At 71.0% G+C, this 20,936-nt stretch carries 17 protein-coding genes; 9 read left to right on the top strand and 8 right to left on the bottom strand.

Features of this window, described 5'->3' with window-relative positions:
• Positions 1 to 41: 41 nt before the first annotated feature.
• Together AB0J55_RS25585 and AB0J55_RS25580 are read left to right on the top strand one after the other, a co-directional pair.
• A complete protein-coding gene (locus AB0J55_RS25585; protein WP_364253257.1) occupies positions 42 to 1,613 on the top strand; it encodes a 4-hydroxyphenylacetate 3-hydroxylase N-terminal domain-containing protein in 1,572 nt (523 codons plus the stop codon).
• 75 nt (positions 1,614 to 1,688) lie between these two features.
• Entirely contained in the window at positions 1,689 to 3,059 is a 1,371-nt protein-coding gene (locus AB0J55_RS25580; protein ID WP_364253254.1) for a condensation domain-containing protein, read from the top strand.
• A gap of 66 nt (positions 3,060 to 3,125) precedes the next feature.
• Here AB0J55_RS25580 and AB0J55_RS25575 read toward each other — a convergent pair whose 3' ends face one another.
• Genes AB0J55_RS25575 through hppD form a run of 5 tightly spaced genes read right to left on the bottom strand, consistent with a single transcriptional unit; the run spans position 3,126 to position 8,853 of the window.
• Positions 3,126 to 4,466 carry an extracellular solute-binding protein gene (locus AB0J55_RS25575; RefSeq protein ID WP_364253251.1) on the bottom strand — a complete coding sequence of 447 codons (1,341 nt, stop codon included), beginning with the start codon at positions 4,464 to 4,466 and terminating at the stop codon, positions 3,126 to 3,128.
• An 18-nt stretch (positions 4,467 to 4,484) separates the two neighbouring features.
• Entirely contained in the window at positions 4,485 to 4,709 is a 225-nt protein-coding gene (locus tag AB0J55_RS25570) for an MbtH family protein (protein ID WP_364253248.1), read from the bottom strand.
• A gap of 19 nt (positions 4,710 to 4,728) precedes the next feature.
• Positions 4,729 to 6,489, bottom strand: coding sequence for a non-ribosomal peptide synthetase (locus AB0J55_RS25565; RefSeq protein WP_364253245.1), 1,761 nt, complete (start codon positions 6,487 to 6,489; stop codon positions 4,729 to 4,731).
• A 17-nt stretch (positions 6,490 to 6,506) separates the two neighbouring features.
• Positions 6,507 to 7,781: an NAD(P)/FAD-dependent oxidoreductase gene (locus AB0J55_RS25560; RefSeq protein WP_364253242.1), complete on the bottom strand. Its 1,275-nt coding sequence runs from the start codon at positions 7,779 to 7,781 to the stop codon at positions 6,507 to 6,509.
• Positions 7,782 to 7,815: 34 nt separating this feature from the next.
• Positions 7,816 to 8,853 carry a 4-hydroxyphenylpyruvate dioxygenase gene (gene hppD, locus AB0J55_RS25555; protein ID WP_364253239.1) on the bottom strand — a complete coding sequence of 346 codons (1,038 nt, stop codon included), beginning with the start codon at positions 8,851 to 8,853 and terminating at the stop codon, positions 7,816 to 7,818.
• A gap of 215 nt (positions 8,854 to 9,068) precedes the next feature.
• Between hppD and AB0J55_RS25550 the strand changes: the two genes are divergently transcribed.
• From AB0J55_RS25550 to AB0J55_RS25525, 6 genes are all read left to right on the top strand, one after another.
• Positions 9,069 to 9,884 carry a methyltransferase domain-containing protein gene (locus tag AB0J55_RS25550; protein ID WP_364253236.1) on the top strand — a complete coding sequence of 272 codons (816 nt, stop codon included), beginning with the start codon at positions 9,069 to 9,071 and terminating at the stop codon, positions 9,882 to 9,884.
• A gap of 208 nt (positions 9,885 to 10,092) precedes the next feature.
• On the top strand, positions 10,093 to 11,337 hold the full coding sequence (locus AB0J55_RS25545; RefSeq protein ID WP_364253233.1) for an acyl-CoA dehydrogenase family protein: 1,245 nt from the start codon (positions 10,093 to 10,095) through the stop codon (positions 11,335 to 11,337).
• Between the two features lie 92 nt (positions 11,338 to 11,429).
• The gene (locus AB0J55_RS25540) at positions 11,430 to 12,683 is read left to right on the top strand and encodes a cytochrome P450 (protein ID WP_364253230.1); all 1,254 of its coding nucleotides are present in this window, start codon (positions 11,430 to 11,432) and stop codon (positions 12,681 to 12,683) included.
• Positions 12,684 to 12,817: 134 nt separating this feature from the next.
• Positions 12,818 to 14,221 carry an FAD-linked oxidase C-terminal domain-containing protein gene (locus tag AB0J55_RS25535; RefSeq protein ID WP_364253227.1) on the top strand — a complete coding sequence of 468 codons (1,404 nt, stop codon included), beginning with the start codon at positions 12,818 to 12,820 and terminating at the stop codon, positions 14,219 to 14,221.
• A 79-nt stretch (positions 14,222 to 14,300) separates the two neighbouring features.
• Positions 14,301 to 14,966, top strand: a complete 666-nt coding sequence (locus AB0J55_RS25530; RefSeq protein WP_364253224.1) for an aspartate/glutamate racemase family protein — start codon at positions 14,301 to 14,303, stop codon at positions 14,964 to 14,966.
• On the top strand, positions 14,959 to 16,248 hold the full coding sequence (locus AB0J55_RS25525; RefSeq protein ID WP_364253221.1) for a PLP-dependent aminotransferase family protein: 1,290 nt from the start codon (positions 14,959 to 14,961) through the stop codon (positions 16,246 to 16,248). The genes AB0J55_RS25530 and AB0J55_RS25525 overlap by 8 nt, the downstream gene beginning before the upstream one ends.
• 13 nt (positions 16,249 to 16,261) lie before the next feature.
• On the opposite strand, the gene AB0J55_RS25520 is transcribed toward AB0J55_RS25525, so the two are convergent.
• From AB0J55_RS25520 to AB0J55_RS25510, 3 genes are all read right to left on the bottom strand, one after another.
• The gene (locus AB0J55_RS25520; RefSeq protein ID WP_364253218.1) at positions 16,262 to 16,825 is read right to left on the bottom strand and encodes a dihydrofolate reductase family protein; all 564 of its coding nucleotides are present in this window, start codon (positions 16,823 to 16,825) and stop codon (positions 16,262 to 16,264) included.
• Between the two features lie 147 nt (positions 16,826 to 16,972).
• Positions 16,973 to 17,551, bottom strand: coding sequence for a hypothetical protein (locus AB0J55_RS25515; protein ID WP_364253215.1), 579 nt, complete (start codon positions 17,549 to 17,551; stop codon positions 16,973 to 16,975).
• A 100-nt stretch (positions 17,552 to 17,651) separates the two neighbouring features.
• Entirely contained in the window at positions 17,652 to 18,797 is a 1,146-nt protein-coding gene (locus AB0J55_RS25510; protein ID WP_364253212.1) for a nucleotide disphospho-sugar-binding domain-containing protein, read from the bottom strand.
• A gap of 365 nt (positions 18,798 to 19,162) precedes the next feature.
• Here AB0J55_RS25510 and AB0J55_RS25505 point away from each other — a divergent pair, with 365 nt between their 5' ends.
• Positions 19,163 to 20,683 (top strand): MFS transporter, encoded by a 1,521-nt coding sequence (locus tag AB0J55_RS25505; RefSeq protein ID WP_364253209.1) that lies wholly within the window; start codon positions 19,163 to 19,165, stop codon positions 20,681 to 20,683.
• Positions 20,684 to 20,936 lie beyond the last annotated feature (253 nt).

The following is a 20,936-nucleotide window of genomic DNA, read 5'->3' as shown; positions in this document are numbered from 1 at the left end:
GATGCTCGGAGCCGAGCGAGTTCGCCGAAGGGGTGACAGGCATGCCAGCTGACGACACCGGTGCGCACATGGCGGGGCAGACCCGGCCGCTGACCGGGGCCGAATACATCGAAAGCCTGCGCGACGACCGGGAAATCTACCTCTACGGTGACCGGGTCAAGGACGTGACCCAGCACCCCGCGTTCCACAACCCGGTGCGGATGACGGCCCGGCTCTACGACGCGCTGCACGACCCGCAGTACCGGGACGTCCTCACCACCGCCACCGACGCCGGCGGCCCCGGCGGGTACACGCACCGCTTCTACACCACGCCGCACAGCGTCGACGACCTCGTCGCCGACCAGCAGGCCATCGCCCAGTGGGCGCGGCTGAGCTACGGCTGGATGGGCCGCTCGCCCGACTACAAGGCGTCGTTCCTCGGAACCCTCGGCGCGAACGCCGACTTCTACAACCCCTTCGCCACCAACGCGAAGCGCTGGTACAAGGAGTCGCAGGAAAAGGTCCTGTACTGGAACCACGCGATCGTGCACCCGCCGGTCGACCGCGACCGGCCGCCGGACGAGGTCGCCGACGTCTTCGTGCACGTCGAACGGGAAACCGACAACGGCGTGATCGTGTCCGGGGCCAAGGTCGTGGCGACCGGGTCGGCGCTGACCCACTACAACTTCATCGCCCACTACGGGCTGCCGATCAAGGACCGCAAGTTCGCCATCGTCGCCACCGTGCCGATGAACGCCCGCGGGATGAAGCTGATCTGCCGCCAGTCCTACACGGCCGCGTCCGCGCTGACCGGCAGCCCGTTCGACTACCCGCTCTCCTCGCGGCTCGACGAGAACGACACCATCCTCGTCCTCGACAAGGTCCTCATCCCGTGGGAAAACGTCTTCATCTACGGGGACGTCGCCAAGGTCGGCATGTTCACCGGGCACTCCGGCTTCATCGAGCGGTTCACCTTCCACGGCTGCACCCGGCTCGCGGTCAAGTTCGAGTTCCTCGCCGGCCTGCTGGCCAAGGCGCTCGAACTCACCGGCGTCAGCGACTTCCGCGGCGTGCAGACGCGCCTCGGCGAAGTCCTCGCGTGGCGCAACCTGTTCTGGGGCCTGTCCGACGCGGCCGCCCGCAACCCGGTGAAGTGGCGGAACGGGGCCGTGCTGCCGAACCCGCGTTACGGCCTGGCCTACCGGTGGTTCTCGCAGCTCGGCTACGCGCGGCTGCGTGAGATCGCGCTGCAGGACGTCGCCAGCGGCCTCATCTACCTGAACTCGAGCGCGAAGGACTTCCAGAACCCGGAGATCCGGCCGTACCTGGACAAGTACCTGCGCGGCTCGCACGGCGTCGCGTCGGTCGAGCGGGTCAAGGTGATGAAGCTCCTGTGGGACGCGATCGGCACCGAATTCGGTGGCCGGCACGACCTGTACGAGCGCAACTACGCGGGCAACCACGAAAACACCCGGATGGAACTGCTGTTCGGCCAGATGGCCGACGGTCAGCTGGACTCGTACAAGGCTCTCGTCGACCAGTGCATGAGCGAGTACGACCTCGACGGCTGGCAGGTGCCGGACCTGGCCTCGTTCGAGGAGCTCGGGGCCGCGGGCCGCGACCTGCTGAGCTGACCACGCGCCACCGCCGGTGCGAACCACCTGTATCCGGGCATTCGATGCCCGGCCAGTCACGGAAGGAAGACCACGATGAGTGTTTCGGAACCGGCGCCCGGCGGCGGCGCCCCCTTGTCGACGAACCAGCACTTCCTGTGCATGTTCGACAAAGGGCCGGACCAGGGGGTGTTCGGGCCACGGCACATCGTGGCCTCCGGCTGGCGGATCACCGGCGCGGTCGACACCGCCGCGCTGCGGGCCGCGCTGGCCGACCTCGTCGTCCGCCACGAGTCGTTGCGCACCAGCATCGTCCGCGACGTCGAGCCGCCCTACCAGCTGGTGCACCCGCCTTCGACGCCGGTCCTCACCGAGCACGAGCTGACCGGCACCGGCGACGCCGAGCGCGAGACCGCCGCGCACGAGTTCCTCAACCGGATCGAGGCCGGCCGGTGCCCGAGCACCGAGCAGCCGCTGATCCGGGCCGCGCTCGGCCGGTTCGACGACCAGGACTCCGTCCTCGTCCTGTACGCCCACCACACGGTGAGCGACAGCTGGTCGCTGCAGATCGTCATCCGCGACCTGGCTCAGCTGTACGCGGCCCGCCGCGGCGTCGCCGAGGCCGAGCTGCCCGAGATGGCGCAGTACCGGGAATACGCCGAGTGGCAGCAGGAGTACCTGACCAGCGCGCCCGTCGCCAAGGCCCGTGCGTACTGGCGCGAGAAGCTGGCCGGCGCGCAGTTCGCGTCGCTGCCGACCGACCGGACCCGCACCGAAGCCACCGGCGTGTACTCGGTGCACCGGTTCCTCATCGACCGCGAGATCACCTCGGCCACGCAGGCGGTCGCGAAGCAGCTGCGCAGCTCGCCGTTCATGGTGCTGCTCGCCGCGTTCAACCTGCTGACCCGCGAAATCACCGGCGCGGACGACCTGACCGTGCCGACCATCACCTCGGGCCGCAGCAACCCCACGTTCGCCGAGACCGTCGGGCCGTTCTTCAACTTCATGCCGCTGCGCACGGACCTCTCGACCTGCCGCACCTTCCGGGACCTGGTCACGAAGACCCGCGGCACCTGCCTGGAGATGTACTCGCACGAGGTCCCGTTCGGCGAGATCGTCGCCGAGGCGCCCACCGTCGTCGCCCCGTTCGGTGACTTCACCCAGGCGGTGCAGGCGTTCCAGTGCTTCCAGTTCCCGGTCGGGGCCGAGGGCGCCCCGGTGGGTGACATCGAGATCGCCGAGCTGCGCCGCCGGCTGCTGTCCGACCCGGACACCTCCGACATCCCCGACGGTGTCGTGTGGGCCCTGGACATCGACCCGGAAGGCGACATCGTCGGCAGCGTCCGGTTCAACAGCAACGACTTCGACGCCGCGACGCTGGAGGGCCTGGTCACCCGGTACATCGAGCTGCTGCGGGTCGCGGTCGCCGACATGGACGCCCCGTTCGGCACGCCGCTCGCCGCGTAACCACCCCGGCAAGCAGAAATCCCGTCCGGCGGATCGCCGGACGGGATTTCTCTTGCTGCGGGAAGGTCAGCCGGCCTGGAGGGCCTCCGGCGTCACCGGCGGGTAGGCGAGGCACGCCTCGTTGTACCGGTCGAGCCGGGCCTGCGCGCGCTCGGTCGCCGTGCGCAGCCGCTCGGCCGGGTCCGCCCCGGAGAGCAGGACGTCGTGGATCGCCGAGGTCAGCTCTTCGTTGATCCCGTTGATGTCCCCGAGCAGCGCCCCGGTCGCGGCCGGCGTCCGGTCCGACGCCATGACCTGCTCCGCGGCAACGCGGAAGCCGGGTTCCTGGTCCGCCCAGCCGTCGGCCAGGACCTGCTCCCACGCCGGCTGCATCACCGGCAGCGAGCCGGCGTGCAGCCGCCGCACCGCGTGGTCCGGGTTGAGCAGGTGCTGGGTGAAGGCGAGCGCGCCGTCTTCCTTCTCCTTCGGCAGGCCCGCCTTGAGGAACATCGACTGGCCGCCGAGGCTCCGGCCGGCGTAGGGCGCCTCTTCGTTGCGCGGCAACGCACCCGTGGCGAGCTCGAAGCCGGCCTCGGCGGCCAGGCCCGTCAGGAACGGCCCGGTCGCCGACGACGTGATCACGAACGCGGTCCGCTGCTGCGTGAACGCCTCCATGGCGCCCCAGAAGTCCCGCGGCTCCCCGGTGTACAGGTAGTGGCCGTCCTGGTGCAGGCGCTGCCACCACCGCGCGTAGGCGACGATCTCGGGCGAATCCAGGGTCACCCGGGTCGACCGGCCGGTCCGCCCGTTGCCGCTGTTGCTCAGCAGCCCGCCCTGCGCGGCGAGCTCCATCTGGATCAGCCAGCCGTGATTCGGCCAGGCGATCCCGTGGGCCGGGCCGTCCGGGAGGGCCTTGACCGCGGCACACGCGTCGGTGAGCTCCTGCCAGGTCGACGGCAGCCGCTCGACCCCGGCGCGCTGCAGCAGACCCTTGTTGGCGAACAGGATGGCGGTCGACACCATCGTCGGCATGGACACCAGTTCGCCGCCGCGGCTGTAGTAGTCCCGCACGACGGGCACGATGTCGTCGACGACCACCGGCTCGCCGAGGATCTTCGTGCGGTCGCCGATCGCCTGCGCGATCGGCACGAACAACGCCGAACCGTCGGCGGCGCGCGTGTCGAGCGCCACCTGGCCCGCCGGGAAGTAGTACTCGGCGATGTCCGGCGGGTTCCCCTCCGTCACCGCTTCGGCGACGGCGGCCGGAAGGTCGCGGTAGCCGATCTCGCGGATCCGGATCCGGTAGCCCGGGTGCGCCCGTTCGAACGTCTCCGCCGCCACCTTGACCGGCGCGTTGAAGTCCGGGATCGGGTGCTCGGTGAGCCAGACGTCGAGCGTCGTCGTTCCGGCCGGGGCAGCGTCCGACACGGCATCCTCCATGGGGTTTCAGTGCGTACTGGTCTGGGCCGCGACGAACTCGGCGACGCGGCGGGGGCGCAGGTCGGTCCAGTGCTCCCGGACGTAGTCCAGGCACTCCTCGCGGCGGGCCGGCCCGTGCACGACCGTCCAGCCGGCCGGCACCTCGGCGAAGCCCGGCCACAGGGAGTGCTGGTCCTCCTCGTTGCGCAGGACGGTGTAGTGGGCGTCCGGTTCTTCGAACGGGTTGCTCATCAGCTCTTCTCCTCCCGGCTCAAGCCGCGGCCGCGGCCGCTTCGCCCTCGATGTGCTTGGCCAGCCCGGCCACGGTCGGCACGTCGAAGAGCACGTTGATCAGCAGGTCGACGTCGAGGTCGGCACGGATTCGGCTGAGCAGCCGCATCGCCTGCAGCGACTGGCCGCCGAGGTCGAAGAAGCTGTCGTGGATGCCGACCTCGCCCACCTCCAGCACCGAACCGAAGATCGCGCACAGCTTCTCCTGCAGCGGCGTCTCCGGCGGCTGGTAGGCGGAGCTGCTGTCGAAGTCGGGCTCCGGCATCGCCTTGCGGTCGAGCTTCCCGTTGGCGGTCAGCGGAAGCGACGGCAGCTGGACGAACGCGGCCGGGACCATGTAGTCCGGCAGCGTCTCCCGCACGTGCTCGCGCAGGGCCGGGATGTCCAGGTCGCCGGACTCCGGGACGACGTAGGCGACCAGGCGCTTCTCCCCCGACTCCAGTTCGCGCACCACCACGACGACCTGGGCGAGCCCGGGGAAGCCGGTCAGCGCCGCCTCCACCTCGGCCAGCTCGATCCGGAAGCCGAGGATCTTCACCTGGCTGCTGGCGCGGCCGATGAACTCGATCAGGCCGTCGTCGTCGCGGCGGGCCAGGTCCCCGGTCCGGTACATCCGGGCGCCGGGCTCCCCGAACGGGTCCGCGACGAACTGCTCCGCGGTCAGATCGGTGCGGCCGAAGTAGCCCCGCGCCACCCCGCGGCCGGCGATGTAGATCTCGCCTTCGATGCCCGGCGGCACCGGGGAAAGCCGGTCGTCGAGGATGTGGATCTTGACGTCGTCGAAGCCCTCGCCCACCGGCACCAGCTTGCCGGGCCGGTAGGTCGCCGACAGCGGGTTGTGCGCGGAGAACAAGGACGTTTCCGTGACGCCATACATCGCCCGGATCACGATGTCCGGGCAGACGTCGAACACCTTGCGCACCGCGCCGGGCGCGATCACGTCCCCGCCGGTCAGGATCTCCTGCACGCCGGTGAACATCTCCGGCGACTCCTCGGCGAGCACCCGGAAGAGCCCGGCGGTGAGGTGGATCCCGGTGATCGCCTTTTCGGTGATCAGCCGGCGCAGCGTCGCCGGCTCCAGCAGCCCGGCCGGGGCGAGGACGACCTCGCCGCCGTGCAGCAGCGGCATCCAGATCTCGTAGGTCGACACGTTGAACGCGTACGGCGCCACCATCAGCACCCGCGCGTGCCGCTCGACCGTCCACTGGGGATTGAAGATCAGCCGCACGACGTCCCGCTGCGTCACCGCGACACCCTTGGGGTGGCCGGTGGAGCCCGACGTGTGGATCACGTAGGCCAGCTGGTCGGGGTGGATCGGCACGGCGGGGTCGGTCGCGGGCTGCTCGAGGGTGGCCGGGTCGTCGTCGACGACCACGGTGGGCACCCCGGTGGGCAGCCCGCCCGCGCGCTGGGCGGTGTCGGCGAGCAGCACCGCCACCTCGGCGTGGTCGACGACCCACTGCCGGCGCTCGGCCGGGTAGTCCTCGTGCACCGGGACGTAGCAGGCGCCCGACTTGACGGTGGCGAGGATCGCCACGACCAGGTCGATCGACCGCTCCAGCAGCACGGCCACGCGGTCGTCCTGGCGCACGCCGAGGCCGATCAGCCGGTGGGCGAGGCGGTTGGCCCGCTCGTCCAGCTCCCGGTAGGTCAGCCGGACGTCCTCGGTGGACACCGCCACCGCGTCCGGCGTCCGCGCGACCTGCTCCGCGAACCGCTCGGAGATCACAAAGGTTTCCATGTCCGCGCTTCCCATCCCTAGCCGGCCAGCGTGTCCGGCGCCTGCGGTGCGTCCGAGTCGCGGAACGCGCGCAGGGCCAGCGGCCCGTCGAAGATGTCGCGCATCCCGGAGACGCCGGACAGCATCCGCGCGAAGTCGATCTTGCGCGGGCGCTGGCGCTTCGGGTCGATGCTCTGCTGCGCCGCCTCCCAGTAGTCCTCCTTGGACTTGGTGCGGTCGTAGAAGAACCGGACGAACTCCAGCAGCGAGTTGAGGAACTCGCGGTAGTTGCGCTCGTAGCGCTCGTACAGCGCCTTTTCCTCGTTCGGGTTGTGCAGCGCGAGGTTGGCCGTCTCGAACAGGCCGAGCGAGCCGCGCAGCGTCAGCCCGACGCCGGTGGACAGCAGCGGGTCGATGAACGCGGCCGCGTCGCCGACCAGGGCCCAGCCGGGGCCGTAGAACTTCTTGCAGGTGTAGGACCAGTCCTTGATCGTGCGGAAGCCGCTGACCCGGGTGGCCGGCGCGGTCAGCGAGGTGATCTCGTCGGCCGCCGCGAGCTCGCTGGCGTGCAGCTCCTCCAGCGTCTTGCCCGACTTCTTGAACGCCTCGATGGGCGTCACGTACCCGACGCTCACCGTCCCGTCCGAAAGCGGGATGAACCAGAACCAGCCGTTGGGGCGGTTCTCGGTGAGCGTGTCGCCCCACCGCGTGCCGCTGTAGCGGTTGCAGCCCTGGAAGTACGCCCACACCGCGAGGTTGCGCAGGTCGTTGTGGTACTCGATGAGGTCGAGCTTGCGCGCCAGCAGGTGCTGCTGGCCCGAGGCGTCGACGACGAGCTTCGAGTTCACGGTGGTCGGTTCCGCGTCGCTCTTGCGGAGGTAGCGCACGCCGACGGCGCGGTCGCCCTCGAAGAGCACGTCCTGCACCGAGGCTTCCTCGATGACCAGGGCGCCGAGCTCGCGGGCCCGCGCCAGCAGGACCGAGTCGAAGTCCGCCCGGCGGACCTGGAAGGTGTACTCGTACTCCGAAGCCTCGGTGAACCGGAAGTCCCAGGCACCCTGGTTGCGGCCCCACAGCAGGGTGCCGCCGTACTTGCGGACGTAGCCCATCCGGTCCAGCTTGTCGCGCAGGCCGAGCGCCTCGATCGTCGGCATCGAGCCGGTGATCAGGGACTCGCCGATGTGGTAGCGGGGGAACTTCTCCTTCTCCAGCACGAGCACCTTGTGGCCCTGCTGGGCCAGCAGCCCGGCCGTGGCCGAACCGCCGGGACCGCCCCCGATGACGACGACGTCGAAGTCTTCCTTGCCAGTCATGGTCGAACTTCCTCCGTAAGGTAGCTTCGGGTGCTCAGTCGCCGTTCCGGTGGCGCTGGGTTTCGACGGCTTCGTACAGGGACTTGATGTTCGAGCTGCCGAACGTGCTCGCGCCCGCCCGCTCGATGATCTCCAGGAAGATCGTGTTCCGCGGGTGCACCGACTTCGCGAAGATCTGGTACAGCTGGCCGTCGTGGTCCTCGTCGAGCAGGATGTTCAGCGCGCGCAGCTCGTCGACGGTGTGCCGGTCCGGCTGCACGCGCTCGGCCAGCAGCGTGTAGTAGGCGTCCGGAGTGGACAGCAGCTCGACGCCGCGCGCCCCCAGCTGCCCGACCGTGTCGAGGATGTCGTCGGTGCGCAGCGCCATGTGCTGCACGCCGGGGCCGCCGTGGTCCTTGAGGAACTCGTCGACGTGCCCGGATTCCATCGCGGCGTCGGACTCGATCAGGGTCAGCGTGACCGCGCGGGACTTGCTCTGCACGACCTTGATGAACATCGCCTGGTCGCCGGTCTCGATGCGCTCGGCGAGGGTGAGCTCGAAGTCCAGCGCCTGCCGGTAGAACTCGACGGTCTCGTCGAGCCGGCCCGGCTCCACGACGACCGCGAAGTGGTCGACGACGAGCAGGCCGGTGCCGCTGCCGGTGGCCGGGACCGGGGACAGGTCGTACACCTCGTCGACGCCGGAGCCCGCGGGCCGCTGCACGAACGTGTGCGTCACGTCGCCGAACCCGATGATCGACGCGGTCACCACGCCGTCGCGCTCGGACGGCGGCGCGACCGGGCGCGCCCCGCCGCGGACCGCCTCGTCGAACGCCGCCGCCGCGTCCGGCACCCGCAGGCCGATGTTGGCCACGCCGTCGCCGTGGCGCTCGACGTAGGCGGCCACCGGGTGGTCCTCCGCGACCGGCTGGGTCAGCACGAGGTCGATGCCGCCCTGGCCGACCACGACCGTGCGGACCGGCCCCGGCTCGTCCTTCGAAGTCGCGCGGACTGCGCAGCCGTACCCGTCCACGAGCCACTTGATGGTTCTTTCGATGTCCTCGACGTAGAACTCGACATGATCAATGGTCACGTTTTCGGATGCTCGCGCTCGCGACATCGTCACCCAACCTCCAAAGGAGCCGCCACCGACGGGAAAAACCGGGAACCGTCAGCCATCGACAGTGACAGGCGGCCCCGCGCGGGAGCATCTCTCCGATTGCCGGGACCCCTGCGCACGCGGGGAGACGCAGCCCGGCCGGTCCGCCGGAATGCTGGGCAGGACATGCTGCCCGACGGGAGAATTCCGTGAGCGAACTGAACTGGACACCGCCCGAGGTCGCTGAGTTCTACGACGGCTCGAGCCCGATGGCCGACAAGTACTACTTCGGCTACCAGCACCTGGGTTACTGGTACGACGAAAGCGACGACGCCACGCTGGAGGACGCGACCAAGCGCCTGACCCGCAAGATCGTCGACACCATCGGCCTGCGCCGCGGCGAGCACCTGCTGGACGCCGGCTGCGGGCTCGGCGCGCCGGCGATCCACATCGCGGAGGAGTACGGCGCCCGCGTCACCGGCATCACGATCAGCCCGGTCGAGGCGTCCCGCGCCGGGGTGCGGGCCGAGGAGAGCGGTGTCGCGGACCTCGTCGGGTTCGAGGTCGCCGACTACCACTCGCTGCCGCACGCCGAGAACCACTTCGACGCCGTGGTCGCGATCGAGTCGCTCTTCAACGCCTTCGACCTGGACAAGGCCCTGCTGGAGTTCCACCGGGTGCTGCGGCCCGGCGGCCGCGTCGCCTTCTCGGAGATGATCAAGACGACCGAGGCCTCCCGGGCGAAGCGGCCGTTCCCCCAGGCTCGCGAGCCGATGACGGCCGAGGACTGGACCAAGGCGTTCGAGACCGCGGGGTTCGTGGTGGAGGAGCAGGTCCGGTGCGGCCGCCGCGTGTACGTCAACAGCGGCAAGCGCTACCTCAACCGGCACGACGAGGTCAGCGGCCTGCTCGCCGGCGAGTTCGGCGAGGAGATCACCGCGGACATCCGGAAGGGCATGCAGACCGCCTTCCACCTGGGCCCGGAAGACGTGGACTACCTGATCCTCTGCGCCAGGAAGCCCTGACGAACTTCGGCGTGCTCCACGGACGGCCGGGTGGCGGACGCCACCCGGCCGTTACGGCTGCCCGCCGAACGGCAAGACGACAAGAATTCACGCCGGATCTTCGTTTTTCGTAGAAAAACCGGCTTCACGAAGAGCATTTCGGAGGACGTCCGGACAACGTCGCAAATGCGACGCTGAGGACGAACATGCGGGGAAGGAACACCACGACATGACAGCCGCCAGGAGCCTGCCGACCGAAGGCCACCCGTCCCCGCCCGAGCCGGGCCTGACGGCCGAGGAGGTCGTCGCCCGCGCGGCCCGCATCGCGGACCGCATCGCCGGACGGCAGCAGGAGACCGAAGAGCGCGGGTACTACGGGCTCGACACCCACAACGAACTTCTCGAAGCCGGCTTCTACCGCCTCCTGGTGCCGAAGCGCTACGGCGGCTACGAATTCGGCCTCGACACCTACGTCCGGGTGGTGACCGAACTCGCCCGCGGCTGCGCGTCGACGGCGTGGATGTACACCTTCGGCCACTCGCACGCCCACACCGCCGCCACGCTCTTCGGCGAAACGGCGCAGGACGAACTGTTCGCCGGCGGCGACTTCATCTCCCCGGCCACCATCGGGCCGGTCGGGATCGCCCAGCCGGCCGAGGACGGCGGCTGGATCGTCGACGGCGTCCACCGCTACAGCTCGGGTTCGCCGTACGCCACGCACTTCATCGGCCACACCCTCTTCTTCCACGCGGAAGGCGAGCCGCCCGCGCCGCTGCTCTTCGCGGTGCCCCGCGAGCAGTGGGAGCGGCTCGACGACTGGGAAGGGCAGCTGGGCCTGAAGGGCAGCGGCTCCCACAGCGTCAAGCTCGACAACGTGCTCGTGCCGGCCCACCGCGCGCTGCCCGGCACGCACATGGGCATGAAGTCGGTGGTGGACGGCACGCCCGGCCTCGAGCTGCACGGCAACCCGCTGTACGGCGGCGGGGTGCTCAGCATGATCCAGTTCCAGGTCGGTGCGCTGGCGGTCGGCATGGCCACCGGCGCCCTCGACGAATACGCCCGCCTGATGCGGGAACGCACGACGATCTACCCGCCGATCGTCCCGCGCAGCGAGGACCCGGACTTCCAGCTCCACTACGGCGAAGCGGCCGGCCGGATCGCCGCCGCGCGGGCCGCGCTCTCGGACGCGGTGCGCCAGTGGCACGAGACCGCGGAGCGCGGGTCCGCCGCGTTCACCCGCGACGTCGACGTGCGGCTTTCGCTGATCAGCCACGAAGCCGTCCGGCTGTCCTGGAGTGCGGTGTCGGAGAACCTCTTCCCGACCGCCGGCTCCAGCGCCGTGCGGGCGGGCGAGCGGATCGAGCGGATCTGGCGCGACATCTCGACCCTGCACAGCCACGCCGGCGTCAGCCTGTTCCTGGCCAAGGTGGCCCGGCGCGAACTCGCCGCGCTGGACACCGGCGCCGCGCACTGACGCACCGCGCAGGCAGGTCACTTCGATCGTCCCGTCGACGCCGAGACCCTTCACGTTTTCAGGTCCCAACGCCGAAGCCCCCGGAGGCCGCGATGAACACAGAACGCCCCTTCACCTTGGACCCCACGGGCCGGGACATCCACGCCGAAGCCGACCACCTGCGCGGGCTGGGCCCCGCCACCCGGGTGCAGCTCCCGGGTGGCGTCCTGGCCTGGTCGATCAACAGCTACGAGGTCAGCAAGAAGGTGCTGGGCGACCCGAACGTCAGCAAGAGCGCCCGCCGGCACTGGCCGGCGTTCTCCAACGGCGAGGTCGCCCCCGACTGGGAGATGATCAGCTGGGTGGCGATGGACAACATCTCCACCACCTTCGGCAAGGACCACCGCCGGCTGCGCCGGCTGACCAGCAAGGCGTTCAACGCCCGCCGGCCGGAGGAGGTGCGGCCCCGGGCGCAGGCGATGATCGACGACCTGCTCGACCGGATCGAGGCCGCCGAGGCCGCGGGCGAGGTGGTCGACCTGAAGACGTCGTTCGCCTACCCGCTGCCCGGCATGCTGGTGGCCGAGCTGATCGGCATGTCGGACGAGGCCCGGGTGGCCGCGGCTAAGATGATCGACCTGATGGTCGCCACCAACGTGACCCCGGAGCAGGCCCAGGACACGCTGCTGGGCTGGCGCACGGCGATCGCGAACCTCATCGCGCAGAAGCGCGAGAACCCCGGCCCGGACATCACGAGCGACCTGATCGCGGCACGCGACGAGGACGGCTCGCGGATGACCGAGCAGGAGATGACCGACACGGTCTTCGCGATCCTCGGCGCCGGCTCCGAGACCACGATCAACTTCATCGACAACGCGGTCACCGCGCTGCTCACCCACCCCGAGCAGCTCGAACTGGTCAAGACCGGCCGCGTCTCGTGGGACGAGGTCATCGAAGAGGTGCTGCGGCTGCAGTCGCCGCTGGCGAGCCTGCCCCTGCGGTTCGCGGTGGAGGACATCGAGCTGGAGGGGGTGACCATCCCGAAGGGCGACCCGATCCTGGTCAACTACGCCGCGATCGGCCGGGACCCCGCCCTGCACGGCGAGTCGGCCGCCACCTTCGACATCACGCGCGAGTCGAAGGAGCACCTGTCGTTCGGGCACGGGCCGCACTACTGCCTCGGCGCCGGCATCGCCCGGATGCTGGCCAAGGCGAGCCTCTCGGCGCTGTTCGAGCGCTTCCCGGACCTGTCGCTCGCGGTCGATCCGGCGGAGCTCGTCCCCTACCCCAGCTTCATCATGAACGGGCACCGGCACCTGCCCGTCCGGCTTTCGCAGGCACTCCCGGAGCTCCCCGCGGCGGCGTGACCTGACGAAAGGCGGCCGGTGGCCGGGGTGCGCGCGTACCCCGGCCACCGGCCATTTTCGTGGGCTTTCCTCCCGGCTGCGGACTTCGCGCCGCGGCCTGTCGCGCCGCCGGGGAGGTCGTTAGCTTGGGTGGTATGGCCTCCCCTGTCGACGACCTGCTGGCGGCGCTGCCCGCCGGGCGGGTGTACACCGACCCGGACCTGCTGACCGCCCACAGCCGCGACGAAGCCGACCTGTGCGACGCCGGCACCCCGCTCGCCCTGGTGCGCCCGCAGGACACCGCGGAGGTCGCCGCGGCCGTCCGGGTGGCCGCCGCGCACGGGATCCCGGTCGTCCCGCAGGGGGCGCGGACCGGGCTCGCGGGCGGCGCCAACGCCGTCGACGGCGCCCTGGTCGTGTCGCTCACCGGGCTGAACCGGATCCTCGACATCGACCCCGGCGAGCGGATCGCCGTCGTGCAGCCGGGCGTGGTGAACGCCGAGCTGCGCCGGGCCGTCGCCAAGGAGGGCCTGTACTACCCGCCGGACCCCGGCTCCTGGGAGTCCTCGACCATCGGCGGGAACGTCTCGACCGACGCCGGCGGGATGTGCTGCGTCAAGTACGGCGTCACCAGCGAATACGTGCTGGGCCTGGAGGTCGTGCTCGCCGACGGCGAGGTGCTGCGCTGCGGCCGCCGCACGGTCAAGGGCGTCGCGGGCTACGACCTGACGCGGCTGTTCGTCGGCGCGGAGGGCACCCTCGGCATCATCACCGAGATCACCGTCCGGCTGCGGCCCGCGGCCGAGCCGGCGCTCACGCTCGTGGCGGTGTACCCGGACCTGCCGGCCGCCGGCCGGGCGGTGTCCGCGGTGACCGCCGGGGGCCACGTGCCGAGCATGCTCGAGCTGCTGGACCGCACGCACCTGCGCGCGATCGAGGCGCACCGGCCGATGGGCCTGGACACCGGGGCCGCGGCGATGCTGCTGATCGCGGCCGACACCGGCGACCGCGCCGCGGCGGACCTCGAGCGGATCGCCGCGTGCTGCCGGGAAGCCGGGGCGAGCGAGCTGTACGTCGCCGGGGACGCGGCCGAGGCCGAGGCGCTGACCGCCGCCCGCCGGCTCGCCCACCCGGCGATGGAGCAGCTGGCCCGGGAGGCGTTCCCCGGCGGCCGGGGCGGCCTCGTGGTCGACGACGTCGCCGTGCCGCGGTCGCGGATCGTCGACCTCGTCACCGGCGTCGAGGAGATCGCCGCCCGGCACGACGTGCTCGTGGGCATGGTCGGGCACGCCGGCGACGGGAACCTGCACCCGGTCATCGTGGTCGACCGGGCCGATCCGTCCAGTGTGGACCGTGGCCGGGTGGTGTTCGACGAGATCATGCGGCTCGGCCTGTCGCTCGGCGGCACCTGCACCGGCGAGCACGGCGTCGGCCTGCTCAAGCGGGACTGGCTCGCGCACGAGCTCGGCGCCACCGGCGTCCGGGTCCACCGGGCGCTCAAGGCCGCGCTCGACCCGGCCGGGATCCTCAACCCGGGCAAGGTGATCGCGCCGCGCTGAGGGCAACCGAGGAGACGGCGGCGGCCGGTTCCGCTTGGGAGGATCCAGGGAGCGGATCTTCGGCGGGACGGAGGCGGCGATGGCGTTCGACGGCGGCCCGGTGGCGGTGATCGCCGGCACCCCGTACGACTCCGGCCTCGGGGCCGCGTTGCTGCGGGCGCAAGGCGTGCCTGCGGCCGCGTACGCCATGGCGGAGTCGCCCGACGAGCAGGACGCGTTGCAGTACAAGGATCCCGGCGCGCTGTCGGCGGCGTTCCACGACCGGCTCGGCGGGCTGCGGGAACAGGGGACCTCGCTGGCGATGCTGTTCTGCAACTCGCTGGCCGCCGTGGTGGACCACGACGACACCGCGATCCCCGTGGTCTCGCCGGTCACCGTCTACCGGGAACACCTGCCGGTCCTGCGCTCTTCGCTGGCCGTCACCGGGAACGCGAACGCGGCCCTCGGCGTCGAGCGGACCGTCCGGCTGGCCAACCCGGACCACCGGGTGCTGGGGGTTTCGGATCCCGCGCTCGTCCGCGGGATCGAGGCCGGCGACCCGGAGGCGGCCTTCGCGGCCTCGCACCTGCCGGCCACCCTCCGCCTCGCCGAGCGCCTCGGTCTGGACACGGTCGTCCTGGCCTGCACGCACTTCACGGCCGTCCTGCCGTTCGTGACCGCCGCCTGCGCCCTGCCCGTCATCGACGTCGGCACCCGGCTGGTCGAGCTGACCCGGCGGGCCGCCGGATTGGGGAACCATGACTGACCTGTCCCGCGCCGAGCTGCACGTGTCGGTCTCCGACCCGGTGGCGACGTCGATGAACTTCCTCAACGAGGTCGCCGGCCGCTACCCGGACGCGATCTCGCTCGCCGCCGGCCGGCCGTACGACGGCTTCTACTCGACCGCCGACATCGCCCGCTACCAGCAGTCCTACGTGGACCATCTGCGGGCCGGCGGGCTCGACGAGGCCGCCGTGCGCCGCCTGCTGCTGCAGTACGGGCGCACCAACGGCCAGCTCGGCGCGCTGATCGCCCGGATGCTGGAGGTCGACGAAGGCATCGTCGTGCCGCCGGAGGCGGTGATGGTCACCTCGGGCTGCCAGGAGGCCATGGTCGTCGCGCTGCGGTCGCTGTGCGCGGGGCCGGACGACGTCGTCCTCGTGACCGATCCCTGTTACGTCGGGCTGACCGGCGCGGCGCGGATCCTCGGCGTCGAGGTGGTGCCCGTGCCCGAGGGGCCCGGCGGTCTCGACCCGCAGACCGTCGCCGCCGTCGCCCGGCGCGTCCGCGCGGCGGGCAAGCGGCCGCGGGCGCTCTACCTGGTGCCGAACTTCTCCAACCCGTCCGGGGTTTCGCTGCCCGTGCCGACCCGCCGGCTGCTGCTCGACACGGCCGCCGAGCAGGACCTGCTGCTGCTCGAAGACGACCCGTACGGGCTGTTCGGGCTGGACGACGAGCCGCGCCCGACGCTGAAGTCCCTCGACACCGACGGCCGCGTGCTCTACCTCGGCTCGTTCGCGAAGTCGGTCTTCCCCGGCGCACGGGTCGGATTCCTCGTCGCCGACCAGGGCGTGGTCGACGCGCAGGGCCGGCGCACCCTGCTGGCCGAGGAGATGTCGGCCGTGAAGAGCATGCTGACGGTGAACACCTCGCCGATCGCGCAGGCGGTCATCGGCGGCGTGCTCGTCGAGTCGGGCGGCAGCCTGCGCGCGGCCAACCGGGACAAGATCGCGTTCTACCGGAACAACCTCCGGACCCTGCTGGCCGCGCTGGAGGAGCACTTCCCGCTCCCGGACCGCGCCGGCCGCGGGATCAGCTGGAACGTGCCCAGCGGCGGCTTCTTCGCCGTCGTCGACGTGCCGTTCCCCGCCGACGAGAAACTCCTGGAGCTGTCCGCGGAGCAGTTCGGCGTGCTGTGGACGCCGATGAGCTTCTTCTACGCCGACGGCGGCCACCACGCCCTCCGCCTGTCCTGCAGCTACCTGGAGGCGGCCGAGATCGCGGAGGGCGTGCGGCGGCTGTCCCGGCTGGTCGCCGAACACGCCTGAGGCGGGTGCGCCCCTACTTGACGACGCGGTAGAGCATCCGGAAGGTCTCCGGGCCCTCCTTCGTGTGCACCAGCTCGAGCTCCTGCTGGGCGCCGATGTGGTCGAACAGCCGGATGCCCGAGCCGAGCAGCACCGGCACGACGTGCAGCCAGAGCTCGTCGACCAGGCCGGCCTTGAGGCACTGCTGGATGACGTCGGCACCACCCATCACGCCCACCGACCGGCCGCCGGCGACCTCGGTGGCCTTGGCCATCGCGGTTTCGATGTCCCCGGAAACGAAGACGAACCGCGACCACTCACCGGATTTCACCTTTTCCGGTACGTCGTGCGACAGAATCACGTACGGCACCGGAACGGGCGGGTTCCCGCTCCACGCCCCGGACACCTCGTACGTGCGCCGCCCGGCGAAAATCGCCCCGAACTCGTTCTTTTCGAACAGTTCCCGAGCTTCGGCGGTGTATTCGTCATCCGCCCCGATGCTCGTGAAAGCCCACCGGTGCAGGCGTTCCACGTCATCGTCCGGCGTGGCGATGAACCCGTCCAACGACACCGTGATGTCGACGATGACCTTTCCCAAGATCCCGCTCCCTTTCGCGCGCAGTAATCGAAACGATCGGGGCGAGCATACCGTCTCCGGCAGGCGGCCCTGGTTCGATCGGGCACCTTCGGAGGTTCGGAAGGAATCGCCGGCGGCGCAACTCCGAGCGTGCTTTTTTTCGGCGGATCAGCGCCCCTCGATCCGCTCGGCGAGCTCGTCGCGGTACTCCCGGGCGGCCTGGAACTCCGGTTCGTCGCCGGTAGCCCGCTTCAACGCGCCTTCCAGGATCTTCAGCCCCTGGCGTTCGTCGCCGCGCGCATCCGCCTGCCTCGCGGCGTTTTCCATGGCCTTCGCGAGCTTGGTCCGCGCCTCGGGTGCCTTGGCGGCTTGGTGGATCCGGATCCAGTTGCCGCCCGGATCGACGAGGGTGAACCCGGTGTACCGGTCGTTGCGCAGCCGCGGCCGGGTCATCCGCGGGATGCCGGAGACGAGCAGTTTTCCGTGTACGGAACGCATCCCCGCCGCGAAGCTTTCGAACAGTTCGCCGGTGTCCGCCACGACGACCAGGCACGTGCTGTACGACTGCGCCGGGTCGTAGCCGTCCATTCCGAAGAAGTGCAGGTTGATGTCTTCCCGTCGCACCGCGACGTGCGGGTTCGGCCGCGTCTGCCGGTAGGTGATCCCGAAGCCGAGCATCTCGTAGAACGACGCGATCTCGTCGATGGACGGACAGGGCAGGAGCGGAATGGTCAGTTCGTTCGCCATTGCCCGAAGCTAAGCCCGGATCCGCCGAAACGACACGGAGGTATTTGCTCATGCGAACAGCAGGACACCGCCACCGGCTGATCACCATGCCGCGCTGCGGTCAGGCAGCGTTCGACCGGCGCTCCGCGGCCAGCGCCGTCAAATCGGCCGCCACCTCGGCCAGCGACGGCTGCCGGGCGATCTCCGCCGCGATCCCCGCCGCCGCCTGGCGGTACTGCGGCCGGCCCAGCAGCTCCGCGCAGTGGTCCGCGACCGTGGCCGGGTCCGCCTCGCCGGGCGGCAGCTGCAGGCCCGCGCCCGCCGTCACCACCGCGGCCGCGTTGTCCAGCTGGTCGTCGAACGCCGGGAGGACCAGCTGCGGCCGGCCCGCGCCCAGGGCCGTCAACGACGTGCCCTGGCCGCCGTGGTGGATGGCGAGGTCGCAGGCTCTCAGCACGTGCGACAGCGGCAGGCGGCCGACGTGCGTGGCCACCGCCGGCAGCGGGGGCCAGCCCGCCGCGACCTCGTCCTCCACCGCCACCACGACGTCCGCCTCGAGGCGGGCCAGTGCGTGCAGCATGGGGATGACCACGCCCGACACGCCGTCGATCCCGAGGCGGGGCAGCACCGTGCCCAGCGTGAGGCAGATCCTCGGCCGGCTGCGCGGCTGCCACACCCACGCCGGGACGCGGGCCTGGCCGTCGTAGGGCACGTTGCGCATCCGGCGCTGGGTGAGCGCGTGCGACCGGCGCATGCTGGGCGGCCACGGGTTCAGCACGGTCACCGGCGGCGGCACCGACGGCAGGCCGAGGCCCGCCAGCTGCGGCCCGAGCTCGTCCCCGGCCGCCGCCCGGTACTCGCGCAGCAGCGGGATCCCCCACTGCAGCTCCACCGAGGGCACGCCGAACACCGACGCCGCCACCGGGCCCGCCGCCTCCGCGCGTTCGCTGAGCACCAGCTCCGGCCGCCAGGATTCCACGATGGACAGCAGGCCGGGCAGGTTCCGCGCCGCGTTGCGGCCGAACACGCGTCCGTTGCCGTAGCGCCGCTCCGCCAGCCGGCCGGGCTCGCCCTCGGCCGCGAACCCGGTGAAGTCGGCCGCCGGTCCACACGAGACGGACGGCAGGCCGGCCCGCAGCACCTCGGGGACGAAATCGTCGGCGACCGCCACGAGCACCTCGTGGCCGAGCCCGCGAAAAGCCCACGCGAGGGGCACGAGCGGGTAGAAATGGCCGCACAGGGCCGCGGACGTGAACAGGACCCGCATGCGTTTCTCCCCCGTTTCCAGGACCGGTTCGCCCTGCTGCGGACGTTAGAACCGGGCCACCGGCAAGCTCGTCTCCGCCGCTGCGGTGTCGGCGCAACGGCGGAGATGCGGGCCGTCCGGCACAGCGCGATGGTCGGTGGCGCGCAGCCCGGCACCGCATCGAAGCCGGTCACACTGCGCAATCTTGAAGGTGCCGCGACCGGGGTCCTTCCGCGAAGATGGTTCGCGCTCCGTCGCACGTGCGGCATCCGACGCGGACAATCGGCAGAGCAAGACGAGAGGACTGAAAAGTGACTGGCGCACAAGGTCCGCCTCTGGCAGGGCGGCGGGAATGGATCGGGCTGGCGATACTCGCCCTGCCCACCATGCTGACGATGCTCGACAACGGCGTGTTGTTCCTGGCGGTTCCCCACCTGAGCGAAAGCCTGGGTGCGAGCAGCCTCGAACAGCTGTGGATCACCGACATCTACGGCTTCCTCATCGCCGGCTTCCTCGTCACCATGGGCACGCTGGGTGACCGGATCGGCCGGCGCCGCCTGCTCCTCATCGGAGCGGCGGCCTTCGGCCTGCTGTCGATCGTCGCGGCGTACTCGAAGAGCCCGGAAATGCTCATCGTCGCCCGGGCGCTGATGGGCGTGGCGGGGGCGACGATCATGCCGTCGACCCTCGCGTTGATCATGAACATGTTCCCGCACCCCAAGCAGATGGGTGCGGCGATCGGGATCTGGTCCACGGCGATGATGGCCGGCGTGGCCCTCGGCCCGGTGATCGGTGGCGCGCTGCTGAACTCCTTCTGGTGGGGCTCGGTGTTCCTGATCGGCGTGCCGGTCATGGTGCTGCTGCTGGCGGCGGGCCCGTTCCTGCTGCCGGAGTCGAAGAACCCGCACGCGGGCCGCGTGGACCTGTTCAGCGTCGCGCTGTCGCTGGCCGCGATCCTGCCGTTCATCTACGGCCTCAAGGAACTGGCCCGCTCCGGCGCCGGTGCCGTCCAGATCATCGCGGTGGTCGTCGGCGTCGTGTTCGGCATCGTGTTCGTGCTGCGGCAGCGCAGCCTGGACCACCCGCTGCTGGACATCCGGCTGTTCGCCATCCCCGCGGTGAGCGGCTCGCTGATCCTCAGCGTGCTGGTGGCCTCGGTCCAGGGCGGCGCGGCCTTCCTGCTGACCCAGCACATGCAGCTGGTCGACGACCTGTCGCCGCTCGCGGCCGGGTTGTGGATGCTGGTGCCGTCGTTCGCGCTGATCATCGGCATCCAGGTGGTCACGGGCCTGTCGGCGAAGGTGCGCCCGGCCTTCCTGCTGATCGGCGGAGCCCTCACCTCCGCCGTCGGCATGGTGGTCCTGACGCAGGTCAGCGTCGGCGGGATCGGCACCCTGATCACCGGCCTGAGCCTCGTGTTCCTCGGGGTGAGCCCGGTCGGCCCGCTGGTCAGCCAGCTGGTCATGCGGGCGGCCCCACCGGAGCGCGCCGGCTCGGCGGCCTCGCTGGCCTCCACCGGCGGCGAACTCGGGCTGGCCCTGGGCATCGCGGCACTGGGCAGCCTCGCAACGGCCGTCTACCAGTCCAAGGTGACGATCCCCGCGAACGTACCGGCGGACGTCGCCGGCCCGGCGAACGAAAGCATCGCCGGCGCGTTCATCGGGGCGGCGAAGCTGCCGGGCGACATCGCGAGCAGCCTGCTGACGACGGCTCGCGAAGCGTTCAACTCCTCGGTCTCGCTGGCCGCCACGGTCTGCGCGGTCGCGTTCGCCGCGCTGGCCGTGCTGACCTTCGCGACCCTGCGGGCCCTCGCGCCCCTGGGTGCACCCGGCGGCCCGCCGCCGGAGGAGGAAGCCCCGGCCCCGGTCGACCAGGAGGACGGCCCCGTGCCGACCACCGCGGTCTGACCAAGACCGAAGCAAGACGAGAGTGGCCCCGCCCCCAGCGGGGCCACTCTCGTTTTGCCGTACAACACCACCGCAGCCACACATCACCGGCGGCCAGAGCCCACAGCACCACCGGCAGCCACACGCACGACCCGACCCCAAAGGAACCCAGGCCCCCCGCAACCCCGATACGAAGCCAGAACACGGCCGGGGGCCGCCGGGGGAGGCACCCGCTAACCCCCAGTCCCGGGTCGCCCGCGCGCGGGGCCAAAAA

The organism is Amycolatopsis sp. NPDC049688 (genome assembly GCF_040674975.1).
Lineage (GTDB): Bacteria > Actinomycetota > Actinomycetes > Mycobacteriales > Pseudonocardiaceae > Amycolatopsis.
This window is presented reverse-complemented; position numbering and strand designations above follow the sequence as displayed.